This window comes from Stenotrophomonas sp. YAU14D1_LEIMI4_1, from assembly GCF_003086815.1.
In the GTDB taxonomy this organism is placed as follows: domain Bacteria; phylum Pseudomonadota; class Gammaproteobacteria; order Xanthomonadales; family Xanthomonadaceae; genus Stenotrophomonas.
The window spans coordinates 36181-60108 of the sequence record NZ_CP025997.1; the positions used below are offsets into that span (position 1 = coordinate 36181).

The window sequence follows — 23928 nt, forward strand, 5'->3', positions numbered from 1 at the left end:
GCCGCGCCCGTGGGAGAGGGGGACGGGCGCGGCAGCCGTGCGCGGGAGGGTCAGGCGGCGAAGTCCAGCACCACGCGGCCTTCAATGGTGCCCGCGTGCATGCGCGCGAACACGTCGTTGACGTTCTCCAGGCGGTCGGTGCTGACCGTCGCCGCCACCTTGCCCTCGGCAGCGAACAGCAGCGATTCCTGCAGGTCCAGGCGGGTGCCGACGATGGAACCGCGCACGGTCACCCCGTTGAGCACCATGCCGAAGATATCCAGCGGGAAGTTGCCCGGCGGCAGCCCGTTCAACGACACCGTGCCGCCGCGGCGGACCATGCCCAGTGCCTGTTCGAACGCCTTGGGCGACACCGCGGTGACCAGTGCACCGTGCGCGCCGCCGATCTCCTTCTTCAGGAATGCAGCCGGATCGGTGGTGCGCGCATTCACTGTCACCTGCGCGCCAAGGCGCTCGGCAAGCTTCAGCTTGGCATCGTCCACGTCCACCGCCGCCACGTTCAGGCCCATGGCGCGGGCGTACTGCACGGCCATGTGGCCCAAGCCGCCGACGCCGGAAATCACCACCCAGTCGCCGGGCTTGGTGTCGGTCACTTTCAGGCCCTTGTAGACGGTCACCCCGGCGCACAGCACCGGTGCGATCTCCACGAAGCCCACTCCCTTGGGAAGCAGGCCGACATAGTTGGCATCGGCCAGTGCGTACTCGGCGAAGCCGCCGTTGACCGAATAGCCGGTGTTGCGCTGTGTTTCGCACAGCGTTTCCCAGCCGCCCAGGCAGTGTTCGCAATGGCCACACGCCGAGTACAACCAGGGGATGCCGACCCGGTCACCTTCCTTGATGTGGCCGACCCCGCCGCCCACGGCCACGACGTGCCCCACGCCCTCGTGGCCGGGGATGAACGGCGGGTTCGGTTTCACCGGCCAGTCGCCCTCGGCGGCGTGCAGGTCGGTATGGCAGACGCCACAGGCCTCGATCTTGACCAGTACCTCGCCCGCCCCCGGGCGCGGTACCACCACTTCTTCGATGACCAGCGGCTTGCCGAACTCACGGACAACGGCGGCCTTCATGGTTCTGTTCATGCATGGATCTCCGTAGTGCGCTTGCGGACAGAATGGCGCCGGCGGCGAACCGGCGCCTTGATCACGATCAAACTTCAGAAGAAACCCAGCTTCTTCGGCGCGTAGCTCACCAGCAGGTTCTTGGTCTGCTGGTAGTGGTCGAGCATCATCTTGTGGTTTTCGCGGCCGATGCCCGACTGCTTGTAGCCGCCGAAGGCCGCGTGTGCGGGATAGGCGTGGTAGCAGTTGGTCCATACCCGCCCAGCCTGGATCGCGCGCCCCACCCGGTACAGGCGCGCCGCATCGCGGCTCCATACGCCCGCACCCAAGCCGTACAGCGTGTCGTTGGCGATCTGCAGGGCCTCTTCCTCGGTGCTGAAGGTGGTCACCGCCACCACCGGCCCGAAGATTTCTTCCTGGAAGATGCGCATGCGGTTGTGGCCCTTGAACACGGTGGGCTTCACGTAGAAGCCGCCGGCCAGGTCACCCTGCAGCGTATTGCGCTCGCCGCCGATCAGCACTTCGGCGCCCTCCTGGCGGCCGATATCGATGTAGGACAGGATCTTTTCCAACTGCTCGCTCGATGCCTGCGCGCCGATCATGGTGTTCGGGTCCAGCGGGTCACCCTGGACGATCGCCGCCACGCGCGCCAGCACGCGTTCGATGAACTTCTCGTAGATCGATTCCTGCACCAGTGCACGCGAGGGGCAGGTACAGACCTCGCCCTGGTTGAGCGCGAACATCACGAAGCCTTCCACCGCCTTGTCAAGGAAATCATCGTCTTCGGCCATCACATCGGCGAAGAAGATGTTGGGCGACTTGCCGCCCAGCTCCAGGGTGACGGGAATCAGGTTCTGGCTGGCGTACTGCATGATCAGGCGGCCGGTGGTGGTTTCACCGGTGAAGGCGATCTTGGCGATGCGCGGGTTGCTGGCCAGCGGCTTGCCCGCTTCCAGGCCGAAGCCGTTGACCACGTTCAGCACGCCCGGCGGCAGCAGATCGCCGATCACTTCCATCAGCACCAGGATCGAGGCCGGGGTCTGCTCGGCGGGCTTGAGCACCACGCAGTTGCCGGCGGCCAGCGCCGGGGCCAGCTTCCACGCCGCCATCAGCAGCGGGAAGTTCCACGGAATGATCTGCCCGACCACGCCGAGCGGTTCGTGGAAGTGGTAGGCCACCGTGTCCGCATCGATCTCGGACAGGCTGCCTTCCTGCGCGCGCAGCGCACCGGCGAAGTAGCGGAAGTGGTCGACCATCAGCGGCAGGTCGGCGTTGAGCGTTTCGCGGATCGGCTTGCCGTTGTCCCAGGTTTCGGCGTGCGCCAGCAGTTCCAGGTTCTGCTCGATGCGGTCGGCAATGCGGTTCAGCAGCAGCGCGCGCTGGGCCACCGGGGTGCGGCCCCAGCCCTCCCGGGCGGCGTGGGCCGCGTCCAGCGCCGCCTCGACATCCTCGGCATTGGAGCGGGCCACTTCGGTGAACACCTGCCCGTTCACCGGCGAGGTGTTGTCGAAGTACTGGCCGCTGCGCGGGGCGACCCAGTCGCCACCGATGTAGTTGCCGTAGCGCGGCTTGAAGATCGAACGCGGGTCGGTGGCATGCGGGCGGGTGGACGGTACGGCGTTCATGCGGGGCTCCCAACGGGTTGGCGTAGTGCCCGTGCTGGCGCAAGGACGGTGCCAACTGTGGCGTGCTGCGGCGCGTCACGAGGTCCTGCGCTGCGCAGCCTGCGCGTGAGGCGCGCGGCTGCGGCGCTGCAGCAGGCGCCTTCCTTGCGATCGAGCACGCGATGTGCTGTTAATCGGAACAGGTCCTGAAACAACTGTCGCAGAATGCGACACAGGAGGCTGTCGGTGTCCCCGCTTGCTCCCGACCCGCGCCTGGGCAGTGCCCGGCGCAGTTTCTTCGAACGCGGTGCGGCGCCGGTGGGCGCGGTGCCCGATGCCATCCTGAACTCGTGGCAGCGCTGCCAGCGCCATGGCCTGCTGGTGGACGCGCAACCCAATGCCGAACCGCTGACCGATGGCCGCCTGCGCGAGCTGCGGCAGCGCCGCGAACGGTTGTGGCGGCAGGCCCGGCCCGAACTGGAAGGCTTGGCGGCGGAGATGACCCACAGCGGCAGCATCGTGCTGCTGACCGATGAGGATGGCTGGATCCTGGATGCCGAAGGCAGCACCGGCTTCCTGGACAAGGCCGGCCGTGTGGCGCTGATGCCCGGCGTGCGCTGGGACGAAACCAGCGTGGGCACCAACGCGATCGGCACCGCGCTGGTGGAAGGCCGCGCGCTGCAGGTACGCGGTGGCGAACACTACTTCGCCCCGCACGGCATCCTCACCTGCTCGGCGGTGCCGATCATGGACCCGCACGGCCAATGCCTGGGGGTGCTGGACGTATCCGGCGACGCGCGCCTGCCCCATCTACACGCACTGGCCCTGGTGCGGCAGGCGGTGGCCCAGATCGAGCACCGTGGTTTTGCCGACGGGCTGCCCGACTGCGAGCTGTTGCGGCTGCACCATCAGCCGGTGCTGCTGGGCAGCGCGCGGGAGGGCGTGCTGGGCTTCCGCGGTGGGCGCCTGGTCGCAGCCAATCGTGCCGGCCTGGCCCTGTTCGGGCTGGAGCGCCACGACATCGGGCGTACGCCGTACGAAGCCTTGTTCGAGCAACCGCTGTCACGGCTGGCCGACGATGGCGTGCTGCTGGATCGCCAGGGCCGCCGCCTCTACGGGCTGCGCCAGCCGCGCGGCACGCGGTGCGCGCAGGGCGCCCCCGCGCAGCGCCTGCCGCAGGCGCCGCCGGTGGTCGCAGCGGTTCCGCGCGGGCCGTTGTTCGATGCCGCCCAGCAGGCGCAGCTCGACGCGGCCGGGCGGGTCCTGCAGGCGGGCCTGCCGGTGCTGCTGCAGGGTGAAACCGGAACCGGCAAGGAAGTGTTCGCACGTGAACTGCATGCGCGCAGCGCACGCGCGGGCCGGCCGTTCGTTGCGGTTAATTGTGCCGCACTGCCCGAAGGCCTGATCGAATCGGAGCTGTTCGGTTACGAAGAAGGCGCGTTCACCGGCGCACGACGCCACGGCAGTACCGGGCTGCTGCGCCAGGCCGAAGGTGGTGTGCTGTTCCTGGATGAGATCGGTGACATGCCGCTGGCGCTGCAACCCCGGTTGCTGCGCGTGCTGCAGGAACGCGAGCTGTCGCCGCTGGGCGGTGGCAAGCCGGTGAAGCTGGATTTCGCCCTGGTCTGCGCCAGCCACTGCGACCTGCCGCAGGCGGTGGCCGCCGGGCGCTTCCGCGCAGATCTGTACTACCGCATCGCCGACCACGTGGTGACCCTGGCACCGCTGCGCCAGCATCCCGATCGTGGCGCGGTGGTCGATGCGCTGTGGCAGCAGCTGGGCCACGACCAGGTGTTGCCCGCCGCCACGCGTGCCGCGCTGGTGGCCTGTGCGTGGCCGGGCAACCTGCGCCAGCTCAGTGCCTGCCTGCGCACCCTGGTGGCGTTGGCAGGGCCGGGCCAACCGGTGGGCCCGGAACTGCTGCCTGATGTCGTGCGCAACGGCGCGGCGGACACGCTGCCGCCCGTGGCGGCGCCCACTGCAGTGCTGGGGGAGATTGCCGAAGCGGCTATGCGCCAGGCGCTGGCCGCGTGCGAGGGCAATGTAAGCGCAGCGGCCAAGCGGCTGGGAATCAGCCGCAGCACGCTGTACCGGCGGCTGGGCGCACCGCGCGGCGGTTGAACGCGGGGCAATGCCGGGCTTGCGCGACGAACCCGGCCCGTAGCGTCGAGCTTGCTCGACTGCTTTACGCGTAATGCGGGGAAAGGCCAGTCGAGCAAGCTCGACTCTACCAACGGCGGTGGCCTTCAGCTGGCCAGTACCGAGGCCTGGCGTGCCAGGTCTTCGATGCCCTGCCAGTCGCGCGCCTGCACCAGGGCGGCGGTGGTCAGCCACGAACCGCCCACGCACAGCACGTTGGGCAGGTGCAGGAACTGCGGTGCGGTCTGCACGCTGATGCCGCCGGTCGGGCAGAAGCGCACATCGGCGAACGGGCCGTGCCAGGCCGACAACAACGCGGCGCCACCGGCCTGCACCGCCGGGAAGAACTTGAAGGTGTCCAGCCCGTGCTCAAGACCCACGATCAGCTCCGAACCGGTGGCCACGCCCGGCAGGTACGGCAGGTCGGCATCGCGGGCGGCGGCATACAGGGTGGGCGTTGCGCCGGGCGACACCGCGAAGCGCGCACCGGCCGCCTTCGCGGCCTGCATCTGCGCCGGCGTCATCACCGTGCCAGCGCCGACCACGGCATCGGGCACGGCCTCGACCATCGCCTTGATCGCCTCCAGCGCGCGCGGCGTGCGCAGGGTCACTTCGATCACCGGCAGGCCGCCACGGAACAGGGCCTGTGCAACCTGCACCGCATCGTCCACGTCATCGGGAGTGAACACCGGGATCACCGGGGCCAGTTTCAGTACCGCACGTACGCGCGGATCAGCGCCGGACATCGAATCGCTCCTCGCCCACCAGGGCCAGCACGTCAGCTTCGCTGACAGGGTTGAAATCGCCGGGGATCGAATGCTTCAGTCCACCGGCCGCCAGGCCGAAGCGCACGGTGGCCTCGGCATCCAGACCGGACAGGATGCCATGCAGGATGCCGGCGGCGAAGGCGTCGCCACCGCCGATGCGGTCGACGATGCCCTGCAGCTGGCGCACCGGCGCCTGTGCGCGGGTGCCATCGCGGCCCAGCAGCAGCGCGCCCAGCGCGTGGTGGTCCACGCTGATCGCCTGGCGCTGGGTGCAGGCCATCCACTGCAGGTGCGGGAAGGCGGCAAAGGCGGCGGCGGCGGCGGCTTCCACCTTGGCCACCACATCGGCCTGCTCGAACCGCTGGCCGAGGATTACCTCGATGTCGCGGTAGTCGGCGAACACGATGTCGGCCTGCGCGAACAGCTGGTGCAGGATCGCTTGCGCATCGCCGCCCCAGCGCTGCCACAACTTCGGCCGGAAGTTGCCGTCGAAGGAAACGCGTACGCCCAGGGCGCGCGCTGCACGCGCTGCTTCCAGCGTGGCCTGCGCCACGTCCGGGCCCAGCGCTGGGCTGACCCCGGACAGGTGCAGCCACTGTGCGCCCTGCAGCAGTGCCGGCCAGTCGTAGTCGGCAGCGCTGCTGCGGGCGAAGGCCGAATCGGCGCGGTCGTAGACCACTTCGCTGGCCCGCTGCACCGCACCGGTGGTCAGGAAGTACAGGCCCATGCGCCCATCCGGGTCCTCGCGTACGCCGCGCGTGTCCACGCCATGGCGGCGCAGTTCGCCCAGCACGTGCGCGCCCAGCGCATTGCCGGCCACGGTGCTGACCATGGCCACCTCATGTCCGAAGCAGGACAACGAGACACCCACGTTCGCTTCCGCACCGCCCACATGCACCTGCAACTGCGGCGACTGCAGCAGCAGCTCGCGCCCTGGCGCGCCCATCCGCAGCAGCAGTTCCCCGAAACACACAACACGACCCATTTCCGCTCCCTTACGCTGGCCGCCAGCACGTACGGCTGCACGGCGTGGAATCGCACCACGCACCCGCGTGGCGGTTGGCTATCGGTGTCATTGTAGATCCGACTGGCCGTGCGCACAGCCTAGCAAACTGTCGGAAGCATTGTCCCGCAAGCGTCTTGGAGACATTGCAGATCTGTTGCGGTGCAAGATGCCGGAACCGGGAGGTGCTGTTACCGTCCGCCTTGACCAGCGGTGTCATTCCGCTGAAACACTCGCGAGACCAGACCTTTGGGAGAGGGGAAAGGCATGCATTCTCGGAACCACGCAAAAAAGACACCGGTTACCTTGCTGGCCATGGCCGTCGGCCTGGCACTGTCGGCAGGCGCCGCGGCACAGCAGCAGGGTGAAGCGCCCACCGCCACCAACCTGGACACGGTGAACGTCACCGGCTACCGCGCCAGTGTGGAAAAGGCGCTGGACATCAAGCGCAGCGAATCCGGCGTGGTCGACGCCATCGTGGCCGAGGATGTGGGCAAGTTCCCCGACCTGAACCTGGCCGAATCGCTGCAGCGCATTCCCGGCGTGGTCATCACCCGCGAAGCCGGCGAAGGCCGCAACATCTCGGTGCGCGGCCTGGGCCCGGATTTCACCCGCGTGCGCTTGAACGGCATGGAAGCGCTGACCACGGTGGGCGCCGGCGACCAGAGCGGTGGCACCAACCGCGGCCGCGGCTTCGACTTCAACGTGTTCGCCTCGGATCTGTTCTCGCAGATGATCGTGCGCAAGACCGCCTCGGCCGATGTCGAGGAAGGGTCGCTGGGCGCCACGGTGGACCTGCGTACCGCGCGCCCGTTCGACTACGACGGCTTCACCTTCGCCGCCAGCGGCCAGGCCGGCTTCAACGCCATGGCTGAAAAGGCCGACCCGCGCATGGCCGCGCTGATCGCCAACACCTTCGCCGACGGCACCTTCGGCGCGCTGCTGTCGGTGGCCTATTCCGAACGCCAGGCGCTGGAAGAAGGCTCCAACACCGGGCGCTGGGCCAACGGCACCAGCAACGGCGGGTTCGCCGCCAGCCCGCTGTTCCCGGCCGCGCGCAGTGCCGATGTGTACCACCCGCGCTTCCCGCGCTACGTGCAGATGGAACACGAACAGAAGCGCCTGGGCGTGACCGGTTCGCTGCAGTGGAAGCCGACCGATCGCACCGAAATATCGCTGGATACGCTGTATTCGAAGATCGACGCCACGCGCGACGAGCACTACATCGAAGCGATCTCGTTCAGCCGCAACCGCGATGCCGCCACCGGTGCCAACCGCCGCCCCGACCGCGACGGCAAGCCGGTGATGGTGGTGCGCAACGGCGAGATTCGCAACAACGCGCTGGTCTACGGCGAATTCGACAACGTCGATATCCGCAGCGAGAACCGCCACGACGAATGGAGCACCGAGTTCAAGCAGGCCAGCCTGAACTTCGATCATCGCTTCAACGATGCGTTCTCGCTGAACGGCAAGCTGGGCGTCTCGCGTTCCAAGCACGAGAACCCGGTGCAGACCACCATCATCATGGACAAGTACGATGTGGATGGTTACAGCTACGACTACCGTGGCAACAGCCGTGCGCCGGTACTGAACTACGGCATCGACCCGACCAACCCCAATGGCTGGGAGCTGGCCGAGATCCGCCTGCGCCCGCAGTACGTGGACAACGACTTCGACACCGCCGAAGTCAACTTCAACTGGAACATCAGCCCCGGCTTCCGCCTGAAGGGCGGCGTGCTGGCCAAGAACTACACCTTCGACACGCTGGAGCTGCGCCGCAACAGCGAAGGCGCGGTACCGACCTTCGCCAACGGTTCGCGCATCGTGCCGGTGGACCTGACCAGCCAGGCCGGCCTGAAGGGCATCTCCGGTTCGCCGTCGAGCTGGGTGGTGCCGAACCTGGATGCCGTGGCCGACGCGCTGGACATCTACAGCAACACCGGCACGTTCGCACTGGCACCGCGTGCCAACAACAGCCGCAGCGTGGAAGAGAAGGACCGTGGCGTCTGGCTGATGGGTGAGTTCTCCACCGATCTGGGCAGCATTCCGCTGTCGGGCAACTTCGGCGTGCGCTACGTGCAGACCGAACAGACCTCCAGTGGCGCGGCCACCGTGGGCGGCGTGCTGGTGCCGGCCACCACCAACCGCAAGTACAACGACATCCTGCCCTCGTTCAACCTGGTGGCCGAGATCACCCCGGACTTCCTGATCCGCCTGGGCGCGGCCAAGGTGATGAGCCGACCGGGCCTGGGCAACCTGACCCCGGGCGTGACCGTGGCCGTGGCCGGCGGCGCACGCACCGTGGCCGGCGGCAACCCGAACCTGGATCCGTTCCGCGCCACCAACGTGGACATGAGCTTCGAGTGGTACTTCAACGAAGGCGCGATGGCCGGCATCGGCCTGTTCTACAAGGACATCGAATCGTTCGTGCAGACCACCCGCGAAGTGCGCCCGTATTCCACCAGCGGCCTGCCGGCCAGCCTGCTGGATGGCACCGGTGCAACGGTGAACGATGACTTCACCTTCAGCATTCCGCTGAACACCCCGGGTGGCGAGCTGTACGGCGTGGAAGCCAACTACACCCAGCCCTTCACCTTCCTGCCCGGCAAGTGGTCGAACCTGGGCGTGCAGCTGAACTACACCTGGGTCGACACCAGCATCCAGTACGTGAACGGCAACGGCGTGGCGGTGATGAAGAACCAGCTGACCGGTACGTCGAAGAACGCCTGGAACGCCACGCTGTTCTACGAAGGCGAGGTCTGGTCCGGCCGCGTGTCGGCCACCAACCGCAGCGACTACCTGACCCAGGCACCGGGCCAGGAAACCGGCTTCAACCTGGATGGCTACCACGGCATGACCGGCACCACCGTGCTGGACGCTTCGATCCGCTACCGCATCAGCGACCAGCTGGAACTGAGCCTGGAAGGCATCAACCTGACCAACGAAGCATCCGACGAGTGGGTGTACTCGCCCACCACCGGTCAGCTGCCGCTGCAGTACACAGAAACCGGCCGCCAGTATCTGCTGGGCGTGCGCTACAAGTTCTGATGCAGCCGCGGCGGCGTGTGCGCACGCCGCCGCATTCCCGTGCAACGACATACCGCTGCGGCGCACTGCTGCGGCGCAAGATGCCGCGTCCCATGTGCTTTGTTACGTTCACGCATGACCCGCGGTGTCAGCACGTCGTTGCACCCGCGTCGTGCCGGAGGAGGCCGGCACGAACGCAGCAACGCACCTGCAACGCTTGAGGACACCCTGGGAGGGGATTTCAGATGGATTCGTCGCTCGCGCTTCATCGCGGCCGCGCGCCGCGCACCGTGCTTGCCCTGTCGATCGGCCTGGTGCTGTGCCAGGCTGCCTATGCCCAGCAGACCCCGGAAGCGGCCGCGTCCGCACCCGATGCGGTCGACCTGGACAAGGTGGAAGTAAAGGCCACCTACCGCGAAAGCCTGCAGCAGTCGCTGGATGAGAAGCGCTACAGCGTCGAGCAGGTCGATGCGATCTACGCCGAGGACATCGGCAAATTCCCCGATCTGAACCTGGCCGAATCGATGCAGCGCATTGCCGGTGTATCGATCGACCGCGAAGGCGGCGAAGGCCAGCAGATTTCCGTGCGCGGCCTGGGATCGGACTTCACCCGCGTGCGCATCAACGGCCTGGAAGCGCTGTCCACCGCCGGCAGCGGCACCACCGGGGTGAACCGCAGCCGCGGCTTCGACTTCAACACCTTCGCCTCGGAACTGTTCAGCCGGGTCAAGGTGAACAAATCCCAGTCGGCGCAGATGGATGAAGGCTCGCTGGGCGCCACCGTCGATCTGCGCGCCTCGCGACCGTTCGATTTCGAGGGCTTCCAGGCCTCGCTCAACGGCCAGTATGGCTTCAACGAACTGTCGCGCAGCAAGGACCCGCGCGTATCGGCGCTGCTGAGCAACACCTGGGCCGATGGCCGCTTCGGTGCGCTGATGTCGGTGGCGTGGAGCAAGCGCACCATCTTCGAGGAAGGCTACAACCCGGTCCGCTGGGAACACGGCAACTACCGCAACTCCAACCAGTCCACCGCCGCCAACAACGGCACCTACGGTTTCTGCAGCCCGGTGGGCTACGACCCGCAGACGCCGCGCAACCCGGCCAGCAATGAAACCGCGCAGGGCGTGGGCAGCGCCGCCAATCAGGCGCGCAACAACGGCTGGGGCAGCTACGGCATCGATGCCACCCACTGCGGCACCGGCATCGACCGGCCGGCGGCCACGGCAGAGAACATCGCCGCCTACGAGACCGCGACCAATGCGTGGATTCCCCGCTACCCGCGCTACGTACGTACCGAACACGAGATCGAACGGCTGGGCGTAACCGGCGCGCTGCAGTTCCGCTTCAGCCCCGACAGCCTGCTGAACCTGGACCTGATGTACTCCCGCTTGGACAAGGACCAGCGCGAGGATTCGCTGGGCGCCAACCTGCACCGCACCGCGCAGTACGGCGGCAAGACCCAGATCGCCGTGCGCGAGGCGCAGGTGGATGCGCAGAACCGGCTGGTCTACGGCGTGTTCGACAACGTGGATTTCCGCACCGAATCGACCTCGATCGAAGAGACCACCGAGTTCAAGCAGGCCAGCCTGAACTTCGAGCACCGCTTCAACGACGCGGTGCGCCTGGATGCGCTGGTCGGCCATTCCTCGTCCAGCTTCGAACGCCCCGTGTTCTCCATGGTCAGCTTCGACAACAGCAATCTGGATGGCTTCGTGCTGGACATGCGCAACGGCGCCAGCATGCCCTCGATGACCTTCCCGTTCGCGCTGGGCGATGCCGCATCGTGGCAGTGGCTGGGCTATGGCACTGCGCCTGTGAATGCCAACGGCACCGCGCGCGGCGGCAACATCAGCGAAGTGCGGCTGAACCCGCAGTACGTCGACAACAGCTTCGACACCGCCAAGGTCGACCTGACCTTCAACCTCTCGCCCACCTTCACCCTGCGCGGCGGCCTGGCCTACAAGGACTACGGCATGAGCACGCAGGAATACCGCAACATCAGCTACGGGCGCATGTCGCAGGCGCTGCCCAACGGCGTGGGCGTGGGCGATCTGTCCACCACCCTGGATGGTTTCGGCAAGGGCCTGGACGGCAACACGCCGAACGGGTGGTTGATTCCCGATTTCAGCCGCATCGCCGAACTGCTGGATATCTACTGCAACTGCAACACCGGCACCCTGGGCGGCGACTACCGGCTGGCCGGCGTGGGCCACTACGGCGCATCGAACAACAACTTCGACGTGACCGAGAAGAGCTACGCCAGCTACCTGCAGCTCGATTTCAACACCGAACTGTGGGATCGGCCGTTCCGCGGCAACCTGGGCCTGCGCTACGTGCGCACGCAGATCGATGCCAGTGGCTATGCGCCATGCCAGGCCGCCAACAGCAACGACCTGTCGTCGCAATGCGAGCCGTTCCTGGGCGTGGCCAGCGCCACCGCCGATGCCGGCGAGCGCCTGCTGGTCGGCACCACCGTCGCCCACCGCTACGACGACTGGCTGCCGTCGCTGAACCTGGCGTGGGACCTGACCGACACCTTCGTGCTGCGCTTCGGCGCGGCCAAGACCATGGCCCGGCCCACCCTGTCCAACCTGTCGCCCAGCGTCAGCGGTGGCCCGACCGCCTTCGTCGATGAAGACCGCTACTACTCGATCAACCTGGGCAACCCCAAGCTCGACCCGTTCCGCTCCACCAACTACGACCTGAGCGCGGAGTGGTACTTCCAGGAAGGCGCGCTGCTGTCGGCGGCGGTGTTCTACAAGGATATCGAGACCTACGTGCAGCGCACCCGCCTGCTGACCACCTGGCAGGACATGGGCTATTCGCTTGACCTGCTGCCGGCCGGTTTCAGTCCGAACTCGCTGTTCAACGTGCAGAGCTACTTCAACACGCCGGGCGGCCCGCTGAAGGGTTACGAGCTGACCTACCAGCAGCCCTTCAGCTTCCTGCCGGGGTTCTGGAAGAACTTCGGCATCCAGCTGAACTACACCCACGTGGATTCGAAGATCAAATACCTCTTCAGTTCCGGCAGCGGCGACACCATCGTCACCACCTACACCGAGAACGACCTGCTGAACCTGTCGCCGAATTCGTACAACGCCACCCTGTACTACGACGACGGGCGCTTCAGTGCGCGTGTGTCCACCAGCTACCGCGACGCCTACATCAACCAGATCCTGACCCAGGAAAACGTCTGGGACCTGGACGGCAACCAGTACGCCACCGCCGATGTGACCGGCAAGTACAGCGTGGAGAACGTGGATTTCAACATGTCCTGGAAGTTCAACAAGCAGCTGACCGTCAGCTTCGAGGCGATCAACCTGCTGGACAGCGCCGATGAGCGTTACGTGGACTCGGCCCTGTCCCTGCCCGACCGCTACACCCATACCGGTCGCCAGTACTACCTGGGGCTGCGCTACAAGTTCTGAGCCCCTGCCTGCCCTGCCGTACCGCTGCACCGTCGAATGCTGCTGAAAGGAAGGTTCCATGCACCGCACCGCTTCTGCTTCGTCCCGTCCGCGCCGCCGCCTGCTGGTGGCCGCGCTGCTGCTGGCCACTGCCCTGCCCGCGGGCGCCGCCGCCCCGCCCACGCTGCTGTTCCACGTGGACGCCAACCAGGGACTGACCGCGGTGACGGCGCAGGGCGAAGCGGTGCCGAACTTCCGCGACAAGGCCGCGGTGGTGGACGACGGCGCACGTGGCAAGGCGATCCAGTGGGAAGACGATGGCGTGCTGGCCTGGGATGCACCCGGCAACATCCAGGCCCAGCGCGGCACCCTGGCCTTCGACTGGCGCCCGCGCTACGCCGTGGGCGAAGCACCGTTCGTGATCTTCCGCGTGGGCTATGCCGACCACAGCAGCTGGGACATGGCCTGGCTGCGCATCGACTGGAACGGCCACGGCTTCGATGCGTTCGTGACCGATGCCAACCTGGCACGCAGCCGCGTGTCGTTCCGCATGGACACACCGCCGCGGCCCGACCAGTGGCTGCACCTGGCCTTCGCCTGGGACGAAGACCAGGGCGTGCGCCTGTTCGTGGATGGGCGCGAAGTGGCACGCACGCAGGCCACCGGCGATTTCGATGCCGCGCTGGACCAGTTGGGCCTGGCCGGGCGGGTGATGGCCCCCTACCAGGTGCAGAGCCGCTACAACTTCCTGCGCGGCAGCGATTTCCAGCACATCCGCGTGTACGACCGCATGCTGGATGGGCCCGCCGTGGCCGCACTGGCGCGCGGCCAGGCGCCGGCCAGCGCGGTGGCGTCGGCCACCGACGAACGCGCCTGGCGCCATCGCTTCGGCTGGGAAGGCGCCGCCCCGCCTGCGCTGTCGGCGGCGGGCACGCGCATCCGCAAGATCGAGTTCGCCGACACCCGCGATCTGAAAGCGTGGATGTGGAAGGCCACCGACGGCATCGCCGAAACCACCTGGCCCGGTGTCTACAACCGTTCGCGCCTGCCCGGCCGCAACGACTACTTCCAGTTGCCGGACTGGAACACGTACGTTGAGAGCGGCCAGCATTTGGACCTGACCCTGCCGCTGGGCGAAACGGTGAACCGGGTGGAGATCCGCGGTGCGGCCTTCGGCACCCTGGCCCACGGCGCCGATGCCGCGCATGCCACCCAGGTGCTGGCCACGCGGCAACAGGGCGTGGTGCGCAGCGTGCAGGACATTCCCGCGCAGTCCGGTGGCGTGTTGCGCTTCAGCAACGTGGAACAGGAAACCCCGATCCAGGAAATCTGGGCCTACCACGTGAGCGAGGGCGCCGAGCCCGACGGCACGGTGAAGCAGACCTACATCATCGACAGCCAGGCCCTGCCCGACTACACCAACCTGGACGCGCTGCGCCGCTACATCGACGGCCGCTATCCGGCCGCCGAGCGCAGCACGGTCATGGCCCTGCCCAAGGGCGCCGGCTCACGCCGCCGCAGCGCCGACTCACGCCGCCGCAGCGCCGACACGCTGCCGGCGCAGCCGCGCCCGATCGTGCACGTGCTCATTCCCTCCGGCGTGGGCGATGCGCCGGCCAACCAGCCGTTGATCCGCAGCTGGGCCTACAGCTGGGAAAACATGCACGACGGCCTGGACGGCGTGGCCATCGACCTGCCCGCGCTGGATCTGCCGGCCACGCAGGACGGCCTGATTCCGCTGAACATCCGCATCAAGGATCCGATCTGGCCGGCGCGCGACATGATCGATGTCTCGGTGTCGGTGCAGCCTGGGCAGAAGCGCACGCTGTGGCTGGACCTGCGCGACCGCATCCTGACCCCCGACAGCCTGTGGCTGAGCATCGCCTCGGCGGCACCGGGCTTCGACGCCGCTGCGCTGGATGGCGCGCAGGTGCGGCTGGTGTTCAAGCCACGTGCCGAAGCGCTGAAGGAACACGTGGCCGACCGCTTCAACCAGGTGCGTGACAACTGGGGCTTCCTGGTGGAAGAACACACCACGTCCAAGCGCCAGCGCCTGTACGCGCGCGTGTACGCCGACCTGAGCGACCTGCTGCGGGTCGACCCCGACCACGAACTGGGCCGGCTGTACTGGAACTACATCAGCTACAACAGCCAGGGCCGCCCGCCGTTCAGCGCCCCGCAGGTGCCCAAGGGCGTTCCCGCCTGGGCGTTCCACCAGCTGCAGGACCTGGCCCACGTGCGCCGCTTCGTGGACTGGTGGATCGACGAACGCCAGGTGGCCTACGGTGATTTCGGCGGCGGCATCTCCGACGATTCCGACCTGACCCAGCAGTGGCCGGGCCTGGCCCTGATGGGCGTGCAGCCGGACCGGCTGAATGCCTCGCTCACCGCCTTGTCCGATGCGGTGTACCGCAATGGCATGTTCAGCAACGGCCTGAGCACCATCGAAACCGACGAACTGCATTCCTACGAGGAAGGCATCAACACCAACAGCGCCATGCTCTACCTCAACTGGGGCGACCCGCTGACGGTGGAGCGGCTGATGGAGACGGTGAAGGCGTTCGACGAACGCATCATCCTGCGCAATCCGCAGGGCCACCTGCTGTTCTCCAGCAACTGGTTCGGCGGCAACAAGGTCTACCGCGAACCGAACTGGCAGTGGCAGAAGCCCTACTCGTTCCCGGTGCTGCACCCGGCGTTCCTGCTTGGCCAGTACAACGCCGATCCGACCGGCCGCAAGCTGGTGATCGGCCTGGCCGACGGCTACCTGGCCCACGCCGGCCGCGACGACAAGGGCCGCTTCACCCTGCCCAACGAAATCAACTGGGCCACCGGCGCCACCCGCGGCGGTGAACTGAACAACGGTTCCGGCAGCGGCGACATCATGCACACGTTCTGGGCCGCCTGGCGCTGGACCGGCGATGCGAAGTACCTGCAGGCGCTGGACTACCGCGTGGCCCGCGGCGGCCCGGGTGCGCTGGCCAACCTGGGCGAGAACTACGTGGAAGTGCTGGGCCGCCAGCAGGACTGGTACCCGCAGCTGACCGCCGATGCCAAGGCCGGCAAGACCGGCTTCGCCAGCCTGATGGCCTGGCAGGCCACCGGCGACCTGCAGTACATCGACGCACTGCATGCCGACGGTGTACAGGCCAAGGCGCAGCGCGAGTACATGAACACCGAAGGCCACTGGTGGTCCGATCGGGTGGAAGCGCCCAGCGAGTTCCTGCAGCGTGCGCGCCTGGGCGGCATCGCGCTGAAGCGCAACCAGAGCTGGCCCGGACACACTGTCAGCTGGCGCTTCGACCGCGACGACGCCGCCGAGCAGGTCGCCCTGCTGGTGCATGCGCCCTCGCGCGAGCGCTTCACGGTGACCAGCTACACCTTGGGCAGCCGCACCATCGCCGCGGACATGACCGGCTGGAACGTGGCCAGCGGCACCTGGCGCGTGCGCAGCGGCGTGGATACCGATGGCGATGGCCGCATCGACGGCAGCCCGCGCGAGCGCACCGTGCAGTTGGAAACCAGCGTCGCGGTGCCGATGCAGTTCCGTCCTGGCCGCACCGAGATCTTCGAGTTCGAGCGGGTGAGCGCGGGTACGCCAGTGGAAACCCGCCCGGACCTGGGCATCGGCCGCGGCGATCTGCGCGTGGACGGGCGCCAGGTGCACGTGACCGTGCACAGCCTGGGCCATGTGGGCAGCGGCGTGGGCGTGGCCGTGCTGGAAGACGCGCGTGGGCGCGAGATCGCGCGCAGCGAGGTGCCGGCCATGGCTGCCCCGGCCGAGCTGCAGCCGAAGACGGTGGTGGTGTCGCTGCCGTTGCCGGCCGGCGACCGCAGCGGCCTGCGAGTGCGCGTAGCCCTGGCCGATGGTGGCGAGGAAGTGACCCGGTTGAACAACGTGGCCGACGTGCCGCGTTGAGGGGGCACGGACGCGGCAACGCCCTGGCGGTTCCGACGTACCGCGTTGAGGGGGATCTGATCGCCCTGGCTTTCGCAGGGTCGAGCTTGCTCGACGGCTTCTTGCATTCGGCCAACAACAGTCGAGCAAGCTCGACTCTACGAAGCAGGGCAGTGCGCAGCCGGTTGAACAACATGGTCGCCGGGCCATGCCCGGCGGCACGCGCTCACGCCGCGTCGGTCTCCATCATCTTCACACGGCGCTGGTACCAGCCCTCGCCCAGCGGATCGAACACCGCACTGCGTTCCATCACGCCCTGGTACACGTGCACCGACACGGCCACGTCGTCATCGCTGGCGTTGCGCAGCGTGTGGTACTCGTGCGGTGGAATCAGGCTGCCGGCGCTGCCGCGGTAGCCGTACAGTGCTTCCTGCGCGGCGAAGCGGTGGCGTTCGCCCTGGCGTTCCAGCAGCGCATAAGGGGTAACGATCAATTCGCCTTGCCAGACCCCTTCCACGCACCACATGGCATCGTGGTCGTGCAGCGGCGTGCCCTGCCCCGGGCCCCAGCACATGGCGATGACGCTGTAACCCAGGGTCGGGCTGCGGTGCAGTTCGCGACGGGCGTAGTGGCCTTCCACCGGGCGGCGTACACACGGCGGCAACTGGATGAGTGGATCGGCGATGGCCTCGCGCAGCACACGCTGCAGGGCGCCAGTGATCGCGCGCGGATCGGCCAAGCAGACGGCGCCGTCGATGGCCGCAAGCAGGCGCTCCCGGCCCGCAAACGGCAGTGGTGTGAATCGCTCTCCCATGACAGCCAGTCTAGGCGAGCGGGGTTAACAGAATGTTGTCATCCGGACCGCACGCGCGAAATAGAGTCGATTGCGACACTTTTTTTGTGCGTTACCCGAAATTGCGTGCCAATTACGACATCATGGCAGCAGCAACGGACGCAGCGCCGGCACCTCGCGGGCCAGTTCGGTGGCCACCAGACTGGCGAACACGGCCGCCCCGTCTGGGCCCAGGTGGGTGTAATCGAAGGCCCGCTTGGCCTGTCCCATCGGTTCCAGCGCGGCGTTCTGCGCCGCCGCCCTTGCACCGGCCGCGGCCGGGCTGGCGCCGACCGTAGTGCCCTCCAGGGCGCTGGCCACCTGCGCCTGGCTGGCCGGCGCCTGCGCCAACTGCATGGCCGGCACCGGTCCCAGCGCCTGCACCAGGGCGCGGCTGCACGCATGCAGGTCCACCAGCGGCACCTGCAGTTCGCGCGCCACGGTGCGCACGCTGTCGGCCCATGGCGCCAGATCATCCACCAGCGCCCCATCAACGAACTGGCGACGGGTGAGCGGGGTCAGCAACACCGGCGTGGCGCCGGCGGCACGTACCTGCTGCACGTAGCGGCGCAGGTTGTCGGGGAACTCATGCTGCAGATCGGTGGACCGCCCCGGCTTGCCCGGCTGGTCGTTGTGGCCGAACTGGATCAGCACCCAGGTGGCGGCGTAGCCCGGCGTGCGCATTTCCGCCTCGACCAGCGCCCACGAACCTTCGGCACGGTAGTTGTACGTACTGCGGCCGCCACGCGCCAGGTTCAGGCAGGCCGCGAAGGAGGTCACATGGTCGGCGCAGAAGCGCGGTCCCCAGCCCCCCTGCACCGCGGTGGTGGAATCACCCACCAGCACGATCTTGCTGGCGCGGATCGGCGTGGGCGGTGGGCGGTCACTGATCGAAGGATCCACCGCGGCCTGCGCGGTGCCGGCCGCCAGCAGGGCCAGCAGGACAGTCAGAAAACGCATCTCAGGCAGTTCCTCGTTGCAGGAAAGGCACGCGCTGGTAGAGCTCGCGCTCGCCACCGCGCGGGTCATCGGCGCCGCGGCTGTGCACGTCGAACAGCATGGTGCGCCGCTGCGGCAGGGTGTACGGCGCCCATGCCGGCAGACCGGCATGGTTGGGATCGCCGTGGCGGGCAAAGGCGATCAGCGCATCGCTCATGCGCGCCGCCAGTGCGCGCGCCTCGCTGCCGCCGCCGGTGCGCGCGCTGGGCAGCCCGGCGTTGTCGAACACCAGCGGGATATCCAGCGTGTGGAAGGCGCGCAGGCGGCCGTCTTCCACCGGCGAGGGCCAGTCCAGCTGGTAGGCCCAGGTGGGCGCTGCAGCGGCCGGCTGCCGTGCACGCGCCTCCAGCTCTTCCACCGCGCCGCGCCACGAACGGCCGGCGGTGGTGGCGGCGAAGAACACCTCCGACGCCGTGTAGTGCGGGTACATGCGCCGGTACGCCTCGATCACCACCGACGGCAGCAGGTCCACGAACTGCTGTTTTTCCAGTTGCGCCGGCAGGGTGTTCCAGTCCAGCGCGAAGTTGGCCGGGTCATTGCCCAGGAACGCGCGGGTCTCGTCGCGGGTGTTGCCGATCACCATCGGGATGGCCGCCGACTGTGCCGGCGCCTGCGGCCAGAACGGATGCACCGGCAGCACCACCTCGTCCAGCACCGGGCCGAAGTACAGCGCGGTGTCTTCCACCCGTGACGGATCGCGGGCCCGGGTGGCGGCCAGCAGATCGGCGGTCGGCAGGCGCAGCAGCGCCGTTGTGTCAGCCGCGCCTACGCTCTGCATGGCCAGCGCCGCACGCTGCGCCGCTGCACGCGGGCCGGCCGCGGTCACCTGTTGCCCGCTCATGGTCCACGCGCGCTGGAACAGGCCGCGCGCGGCCGGCATGGCCATCAGCGTGGCGATCTTGGCGCCGCCCCCGGACTGGCCGAACACGGTGATGTTGTCCGCATCGCCGCCGAACACGGCCGCATGCGCACGCACCCAGTGCAGGGCCTGGACCAGATCCAGCTGGCCCACGTTGCCGGACATCGCGTAGCGCGGGTCGCCCAGCGCGCCCAGGTACAGATAGCCGAAGGTATTCAATCGGTGGTTCAGCGTGACCACCACCACATCGCCGCGCCGGCACAAGGCACTGCCGTCGTACAGCGGGTCGCTGCCCGAGCCGTTGTTGAAACCGCCGCCGTGGATGTAGACCAGCACCGGACGGCGCGCGCCGTCGTTCAGCGCCGGGGTCCATACGTTGAGGAACAGGCAGTCTTCGCTGCCAGGACCTTCACCGCCGCCCTGCGGTGCCGCCGCACCGTAGTCCAGTGCATCGGCAATGCCGCGCCACGGCGCCTCCGGCCGCGGCGGCTGGAAGCGGTAGGCGCGGGTGTCGGCGCCGTAGCGCAGGCCACGGAACACGTGCACGCCGTGTTCGCGCTGGCCGCGCACGCGGCCGCCCCGCACCCGCGCCACGACCTGCGTATCTGCGCGCGGGCCGGGTGACGCCAGGGCGGCAGGCAGCGCTGCCACCGTTGCCGTGGCCAGCGCCCAGCGCGCACTGTCGCGCAGGAAACGGCGGCGCTGCAGATCGTTCGGTGCGGTGTTCATCGGCCACCCCGGGGTTGGATCCCCTCTCCATCGGTGAGGGGCTCTGACCCTACCCCCGTCTCACCCGCCGCCAGCCACGCCTGCGCCAGCGCCGGCCACAGCGCCAGCGTGGAACCGGGCGCAACCCGCATACCGAAACCATGCCCGCCGTGCGCGAACAGATGCAGTTCGTGCTCCACCCCGGCCGCCGCCAGTGCCTGCGCCATCAGCGCGCTGTTGTGCACGCTCACCACGCCATCGTCGCTGGCATGCACCAGCAGGGTGGGCGGCATGTCTGCGCGCACCTGCTGCTGCATCGAGTATTGCGCTGCCAGCGCCGGATCCGGCTGTTCGCCCAGCAGGCGCTTGCGCGAACCGCTGTGGGCGTGCGCGCCCATGTCGATGACCGGATACACCAGCACCGCGCGTGCCGGCCGCGCGCTCAGCTGATCGATGGCATCGCGTGCCGGATAGGCCGGAACATCGAAGCCGGTGGCCAGCCGTGCCGCCACATGGCCGCCGGCGGAAAAGCCCATCACCGAGACGCTCCGCGCATCCAGCCCGCGCCGGGCCGCCTGCGCACGCACCACGCGCATCGCACGCTGTGCATCGGCCAGCGCGGCCTGGCGGTCGCGGCCCGGCTGCGGCAGGCGGTAACGCAGCACGAACAGCGTGTAGCCCGCTCGGTCCACCCACTCCGGCAGCAAGGCGCTGTCTTCCTTGTCGATCACCACGCGCTGGTAGCCGCCGCCGGGAATCACCAGCAGGGCACGACCGTTGCTGCGCGCGGGGGTGTGCACCAGCAGGTAGGGCGCGTCCACCTGGTCGACGTAGCGGTCGGGCTGCGCCGGGTCGCTGCTGCGCTCGACCACCCGTGGCGGCTTGGGCTTCCCCTGTTCGCCGGGCACCTGTCCGACCGGCCACAGCGCGATCTGTTCGCCCGCCAGCTCCTGGCCGGGCCGTTCGCCCTCGCGCAGTGGCGTGGCGCCACCGCTCAATGGCGTGGCCAGCAGAAGAGCGCACAACAACAGCACTACAGGACGCAGACGCATGGCAGGCAAGGGCTCCGAAGGCAGGGAACAGCGTGCCCCACGGCAAGGTCCGGTGCACTTGATGCGCTGCGGCTTGCACGATGACACCGGTTTACCATATACACCTCCTGCAGACGCTGTCGATGGGCAGTGCAACAAACACAGGGAGACCGTTCTTGAGCAACGAACACGGCACACACGGGCAGACGCCGCCGCCGGACGATGCGGCCGCGATCGCCCACGCCTTCACCACGGCGCGCCGCGCCGGGCAGGCCCTGCCCGCGTTCCCGGGCAATATCCCGGCCGACCTGGTCAGTGCCTACCAGGTACAGGACCTGGCCATTGCCGCTTGGGATGACCAGGTGGTGGGCTGGAAAGTGGGCTACATCGCCGCCGAGCGCCGCGATGGGTCCGGGGACGAGCGCCTGCTGGGCCCGGTTTTTTCCCGTCAGCTGAAAAATGCTACCGGTGGAACAACGGACATCCCGATCTTCGTCGGCGGCTTCGCTGCAGTCGAAGCCGAGTACGTGCTGGAGCTGTTGGAGGACGCTCCGGCCGGACAGGTGCAATGGACGCCCGAGCAGGCTGAAGCCCTGCCCGCCCGCCTGTACATCGGCGTGGAAGTGGCCAGCAGCCCGCTGGCCACGATCAACGAACTGGGCCCGCGCGTGGTGGTATCCGACTTCGGCAACAACAACGGCCTGGTGCTGGGCCCGGAGATCGTGGACTGGACCACGCGCGATGAAACCGCGCTGCGCGCCGAAACGATGATCGAAGGTGAAGTGGTCGGCACCGGTGGTGCCACCCGCCTGCCGGGCGGGCTGCGCGCGGCCTACGCGTTCGCGCTGTCCCGTTCGGCGCTGCGCGGGCGCCCGCTGCGCAAGGGCGACCTGATCGCCACCGGCAACGCGACCGGCATCCATGACATCACCGCCGGGCAGACCGCGCTGGTGCGTTTCGCCGGCTTCGGCGACATTGCCTGCAGGGCCGTGCCGGCCGGGTAACCGCCAGCACGCCCCAGTGAACACGCGCGGGAGGGCGCAGATGATCACACGACGTAATTTCCTGGCCGGTGGCGCTGCTGCCCTGGCCACGCCGATGCTCGCCGCCTGCGGCCGTGGGCCGGCGGGCAGCGTGGACGGCGGCGCCCTGCTGACCGCCACCGACGTGCACGTGGCCGACTACCCCACCGTGACCGCGGTGAAGTGGATCGGTGAGACGCTGCAGCGCGAAACCAACGGCCGCCTGCGCCTGCGCCAGTACCACTCGGGCCAGCTCGGCCGCGAATCGGAAGCGATCGACATGGCCCGTTTCGGCGCCATCGACATCACCCGCGTGTATGCCGGTGCGCTGAACAACGCGTTTTCGCTGACCCAGGCACTGTGCCTGCCCTACGTGTTCAAGTCGGTGGCGCACCAGCGTGCCGCGCTGGACAATGGCCTGGCCGATGCGGTGCTGCGCGGCTTCGAAAGCCGCGACCTGGTCGGCCTGGCGATCTACGATTCGGGCGCGCGCTGCTTCTACAACACCAAGCACCCGATCGTGGCACCGAAGGATCTGCACGGCCTGAAGCTGCGCGTGGCCTCGTCGGACATCTTCATCCAGCTGATGCGCCTGCTCGGCGCGAACCCCACACCGATGTCGCTGGGCGACACCTTCTCGGGCATGGAAACGCACATGATCGACGGTGCCGAGAACAACATGCGCAGCTTCCACTCCAGCCGCCACTTCGAGGCCGCGCACTACTGGTCGCAGAGCGATCACTCGTATGCGCCGGACGTGCTGCTGATGTCGCGAGCCAGTTTCGAGCGGCTGCAGCCCGATGACCGGCAACTGCTGCTGCACACCGCACGCGCTTCAGTGGCGGTGATGCGCGAGCAGTGGGATGCCTCTGAAAGCGCCGCACGCCGCGCCGTGCTCGATTACGGCGTGAAAGCCAACGACGTGGACATGCCGGCCTTCCGCGCGGCCGCACAGCCACTGCTGAAGCACTATCTGCAACAGCCGGATATCGCCGCGCTGGTTGATCGCATCCGCGCTGCCTGAGGACCCTGCCATGACCGAGACGACGACGCCCGCCGCCGGGCCTGGACAGCGCCTGCTGGACCGCATTGCCGACATCGCCATCTACTGCGCCGTGGCCGCCCTGCTGGGGCTGGTGGTGGTGCAGGGCTGGCAGGTGTTCGCCCGCTACGTGATCAACGATTCGCCCAGCTGGACCGAGCCGGTCACCCTGCTGCTGCTGGCTACCGCCATGAGCCTGGGTGCTGCCTGTGGCGTGCATACCAACCGCCATTTCGGCTTCTTCCTGCTGCATGCCTACATGGGCGCCGGCCTGCGCCGCGCCGTGGATGTGCTGATCCAGCTGGTGGTGGCGGTACTGGGCGGTTTCATCGCGTTCTGGTCGACCGACCTGCTGCTGGACGGCCTGGACATCAAGGCGGCCGGCGCCAACCTGCCGCAGAGCATCAACTACCTGCCGCTGGCACTGGGCGGTGCGCTGATGGTGCTGTTCGCGCTGAACCGTGCGTGGAAGGCACTGCACCAGACGGCGGCCGCTACCGGCGCCGATGACGCTGAAGGAGATCATTGATCC

At 68.1% G+C, this 23928-nt stretch carries 15 protein-coding genes; 7 read left to right on the top strand and 8 right to left on the bottom strand.

Features of this window, described 5'->3' with window-relative positions; all coding sequences use genetic code 11:
* Nucleotides 1-50: 50 nt before the first annotated feature.
* Nucleotides 51-1079 carry an alcohol dehydrogenase AdhP gene (gene adhP / locus C1932_RS00155; protein ID WP_108751696.1) on the bottom strand — a complete coding sequence of 343 codons (1029 nt, stop codon included), beginning with the start codon at nucleotides 1077-1079 and terminating at the stop codon, nucleotides 51-53.
* 74 nt (nucleotides 1080-1153) lie between these two features.
* Nucleotides 1154-2683, bottom strand: coding sequence for an aldehyde dehydrogenase (gene adh / locus C1932_RS00160; protein ID WP_108760802.1), 1530 nt, complete (start codon nucleotides 2681-2683; stop codon nucleotides 1154-1156).
* Nucleotides 2684-2908: 225 nt separating this feature from the next.
* Between adh and C1932_RS00165 the strand changes: the two genes are divergently transcribed.
* On the top strand, nucleotides 2909-4783 hold the full coding sequence (locus C1932_RS00165; protein ID WP_234412228.1) for a sigma-54-dependent Fis family transcriptional regulator: 1875 nt from the start codon (nucleotides 2909-2911) through the stop codon (nucleotides 4781-4783).
* Between the two features lie 125 nt (nucleotides 4784-4908).
* Here the strand turns inward: C1932_RS00165 and eda are convergent, their stop codons facing one another.
* Both eda and C1932_RS00175 read right to left on the bottom strand, forming a co-directional pair.
* Nucleotides 4909-5547 (bottom strand): bifunctional 4-hydroxy-2-oxoglutarate aldolase/2-dehydro-3-deoxy-phosphogluconate aldolase, encoded by a 639-nt coding sequence (gene eda, locus C1932_RS00170; protein ID WP_108751699.1) that lies wholly within the window; start codon nucleotides 5545-5547, stop codon nucleotides 4909-4911.
* Nucleotides 5534-6553: a sugar kinase gene (locus tag C1932_RS00175; protein WP_108760804.1), complete on the bottom strand. Its 1020-nt coding sequence runs from the start codon at nucleotides 6551-6553 to the stop codon at nucleotides 5534-5536. The genes eda and C1932_RS00175 overlap by 14 nt, the downstream gene beginning before the upstream one ends.
* A 285-nt stretch (nucleotides 6554-6838) precedes the next feature.
* Between C1932_RS00175 and C1932_RS00180 the strand changes: the two genes are divergently transcribed.
* The 3 genes from C1932_RS00180 (at nucleotide 6839) to C1932_RS00190 (ending at nucleotide 16924) form a co-directional block, all read left to right on the top strand.
* Nucleotides 6839-9619 carry a TonB-dependent receptor gene (locus C1932_RS00180; protein WP_108760805.1) on the top strand — a complete coding sequence of 927 codons (2781 nt, stop codon included), beginning with the start codon at nucleotides 6839-6841 and terminating at the stop codon, nucleotides 9617-9619.
* A 224-nt stretch (nucleotides 9620-9843) separates the two neighbouring features.
* Nucleotides 9844-13026, top strand: a complete 3183-nt coding sequence (locus C1932_RS00185) for a TonB-dependent receptor (RefSeq protein WP_108760806.1) — start codon at nucleotides 9844-9846, stop codon at nucleotides 13024-13026.
* A gap of 58 nt (nucleotides 13027-13084) precedes the next feature.
* Nucleotides 13085-16924, top strand: coding sequence for a LamG-like jellyroll fold domain-containing protein (locus C1932_RS00190; RefSeq protein WP_108760807.1), 3840 nt, complete (start codon nucleotides 13085-13087; stop codon nucleotides 16922-16924).
* 205 nt (nucleotides 16925-17129) lie between these two features.
* On the opposite strand, the gene C1932_RS00195 is transcribed toward C1932_RS00190, so the two are convergent.
* The 4 genes from C1932_RS00195 to C1932_RS00210 form a co-directional block, all read right to left on the bottom strand.
* On the bottom strand, nucleotides 17130-17717 hold the full coding sequence (locus tag C1932_RS00195; protein ID WP_108760808.1) for a cysteine dioxygenase family protein: 588 nt from the start codon (nucleotides 17715-17717) through the stop codon (nucleotides 17130-17132).
* 120 nt (nucleotides 17718-17837) lie between these two features.
* A complete protein-coding gene (locus tag C1932_RS00200) occupies nucleotides 17838-18695 on the bottom strand; it encodes a rhamnogalacturonan acetylesterase (protein WP_108760809.1) in 858 nt (285 codons plus the stop codon).
* Between the two features lies 1 nt (nucleotide 18696).
* Nucleotides 18697-20322 (bottom strand): carboxylesterase family protein, encoded by a 1626-nt coding sequence (locus C1932_RS00205; protein ID WP_108760810.1) that lies wholly within the window; start codon nucleotides 20320-20322, stop codon nucleotides 18697-18699.
* Nucleotides 20319-21353, bottom strand: a complete 1035-nt coding sequence (locus tag C1932_RS00210; RefSeq protein WP_108760811.1) for an alpha/beta hydrolase — start codon at nucleotides 21351-21353, stop codon at nucleotides 20319-20321. The genes C1932_RS00205 and C1932_RS00210 overlap by 4 nt, the downstream gene beginning before the upstream one ends.
* A gap of 155 nt (nucleotides 21354-21508) precedes the next feature.
* On the opposite strand from C1932_RS00210, the gene C1932_RS00215 reads away from it, so the two are divergent.
* The 3 genes from C1932_RS00215 to C1932_RS00225 are packed head-to-tail and all read left to right on the top strand — an operon-like array spanning nucleotide 21509 to nucleotide 23925.
* Nucleotides 21509-22336, top strand: coding sequence for a 2-keto-4-pentenoate hydratase (locus C1932_RS00215; RefSeq protein WP_108760812.1), 828 nt, complete (start codon nucleotides 21509-21511; stop codon nucleotides 22334-22336).
* Between the two features lie 40 nt (nucleotides 22337-22376).
* Nucleotides 22377-23378, top strand: coding sequence for a TRAP transporter substrate-binding protein (locus C1932_RS00220; protein WP_108760813.1), 1002 nt, complete (start codon nucleotides 22377-22379; stop codon nucleotides 23376-23378).
* A gap of 10 nt (nucleotides 23379-23388) precedes the next feature.
* A complete protein-coding gene (locus C1932_RS00225; RefSeq protein ID WP_108760814.1) occupies nucleotides 23389-23925 on the top strand; it encodes a TRAP transporter small permease in 537 nt (178 codons plus the stop codon).
* The last annotated feature ends 3 nt before the right edge of the window (nucleotides 23926-23928 follow it).

Coding starts and splice junctions, on each gene's coding strand:
- C1932_RS00225 (WP_108760814.1), top strand. CDS start 23,389: ATGACCGAGACGACGACGCCCGCCGCCGGGCCTGGACAGCGCCTGCTG.
- adhP (WP_108751696.1), bottom strand. CDS start 1,079: ATGAACAGAACCATGAAGGCCGCCGTTGTCCGTGAGTTCGGCAAGCCG.
- C1932_RS00175 (WP_108760804.1), bottom strand. CDS start 6,553: ATGGGTCGTGTTGTGTGTTTCGGGGAACTGCTGCTGCGGATGGGCGCG.
- C1932_RS00190 (WP_108760807.1), top strand. CDS start 13,085: ATGCACCGCACCGCTTCTGCTTCGTCCCGTCCGCGCCGCCGCCTGCTG.
- C1932_RS00210 (WP_108760811.1), bottom strand. CDS start 21,353: ATGCGTCTGCGTCCTGTAGTGCTGTTGTTGTGCGCTCTTCTGCTGGCC.
- eda (WP_108751699.1), bottom strand. CDS start 5,547: ATGTCCGGCGCTGATCCGCGCGTACGTGCGGTACTGAAACTGGCCCCG.
- C1932_RS00185 (WP_108760806.1), top strand. CDS start 9,844: ATGGATTCGTCGCTCGCGCTTCATCGCGGCCGCGCGCCGCGCACCGTG.
- C1932_RS00180 (WP_108760805.1), top strand. CDS start 6,839: ATGCATTCTCGGAACCACGCAAAAAAGACACCGGTTACCTTGCTGGCC.
- C1932_RS00195 (WP_108760808.1), bottom strand. CDS start 17,717: ATGGGAGAGCGATTCACACCACTGCCGTTTGCGGGCCGGGAGCGCCTG.
- C1932_RS00200 (WP_108760809.1), bottom strand. CDS start 18,695: ATGCGTTTTCTGACTGTCCTGCTGGCCCTGCTGGCGGCCGGCACCGCG.
- adh (WP_108760802.1), bottom strand. CDS start 2,683: ATGAACGCCGTACCGTCCACCCGCCCGCATGCCACCGACCCGCGTTCG.
- C1932_RS00220 (WP_108760813.1), top strand. CDS start 22,377: ATGATCACACGACGTAATTTCCTGGCCGGTGGCGCTGCTGCCCTGGCC.
- C1932_RS00205 (WP_108760810.1), bottom strand. CDS start 20,322: ATGAACACCGCACCGAACGATCTGCAGCGCCGCCGTTTCCTGCGCGAC.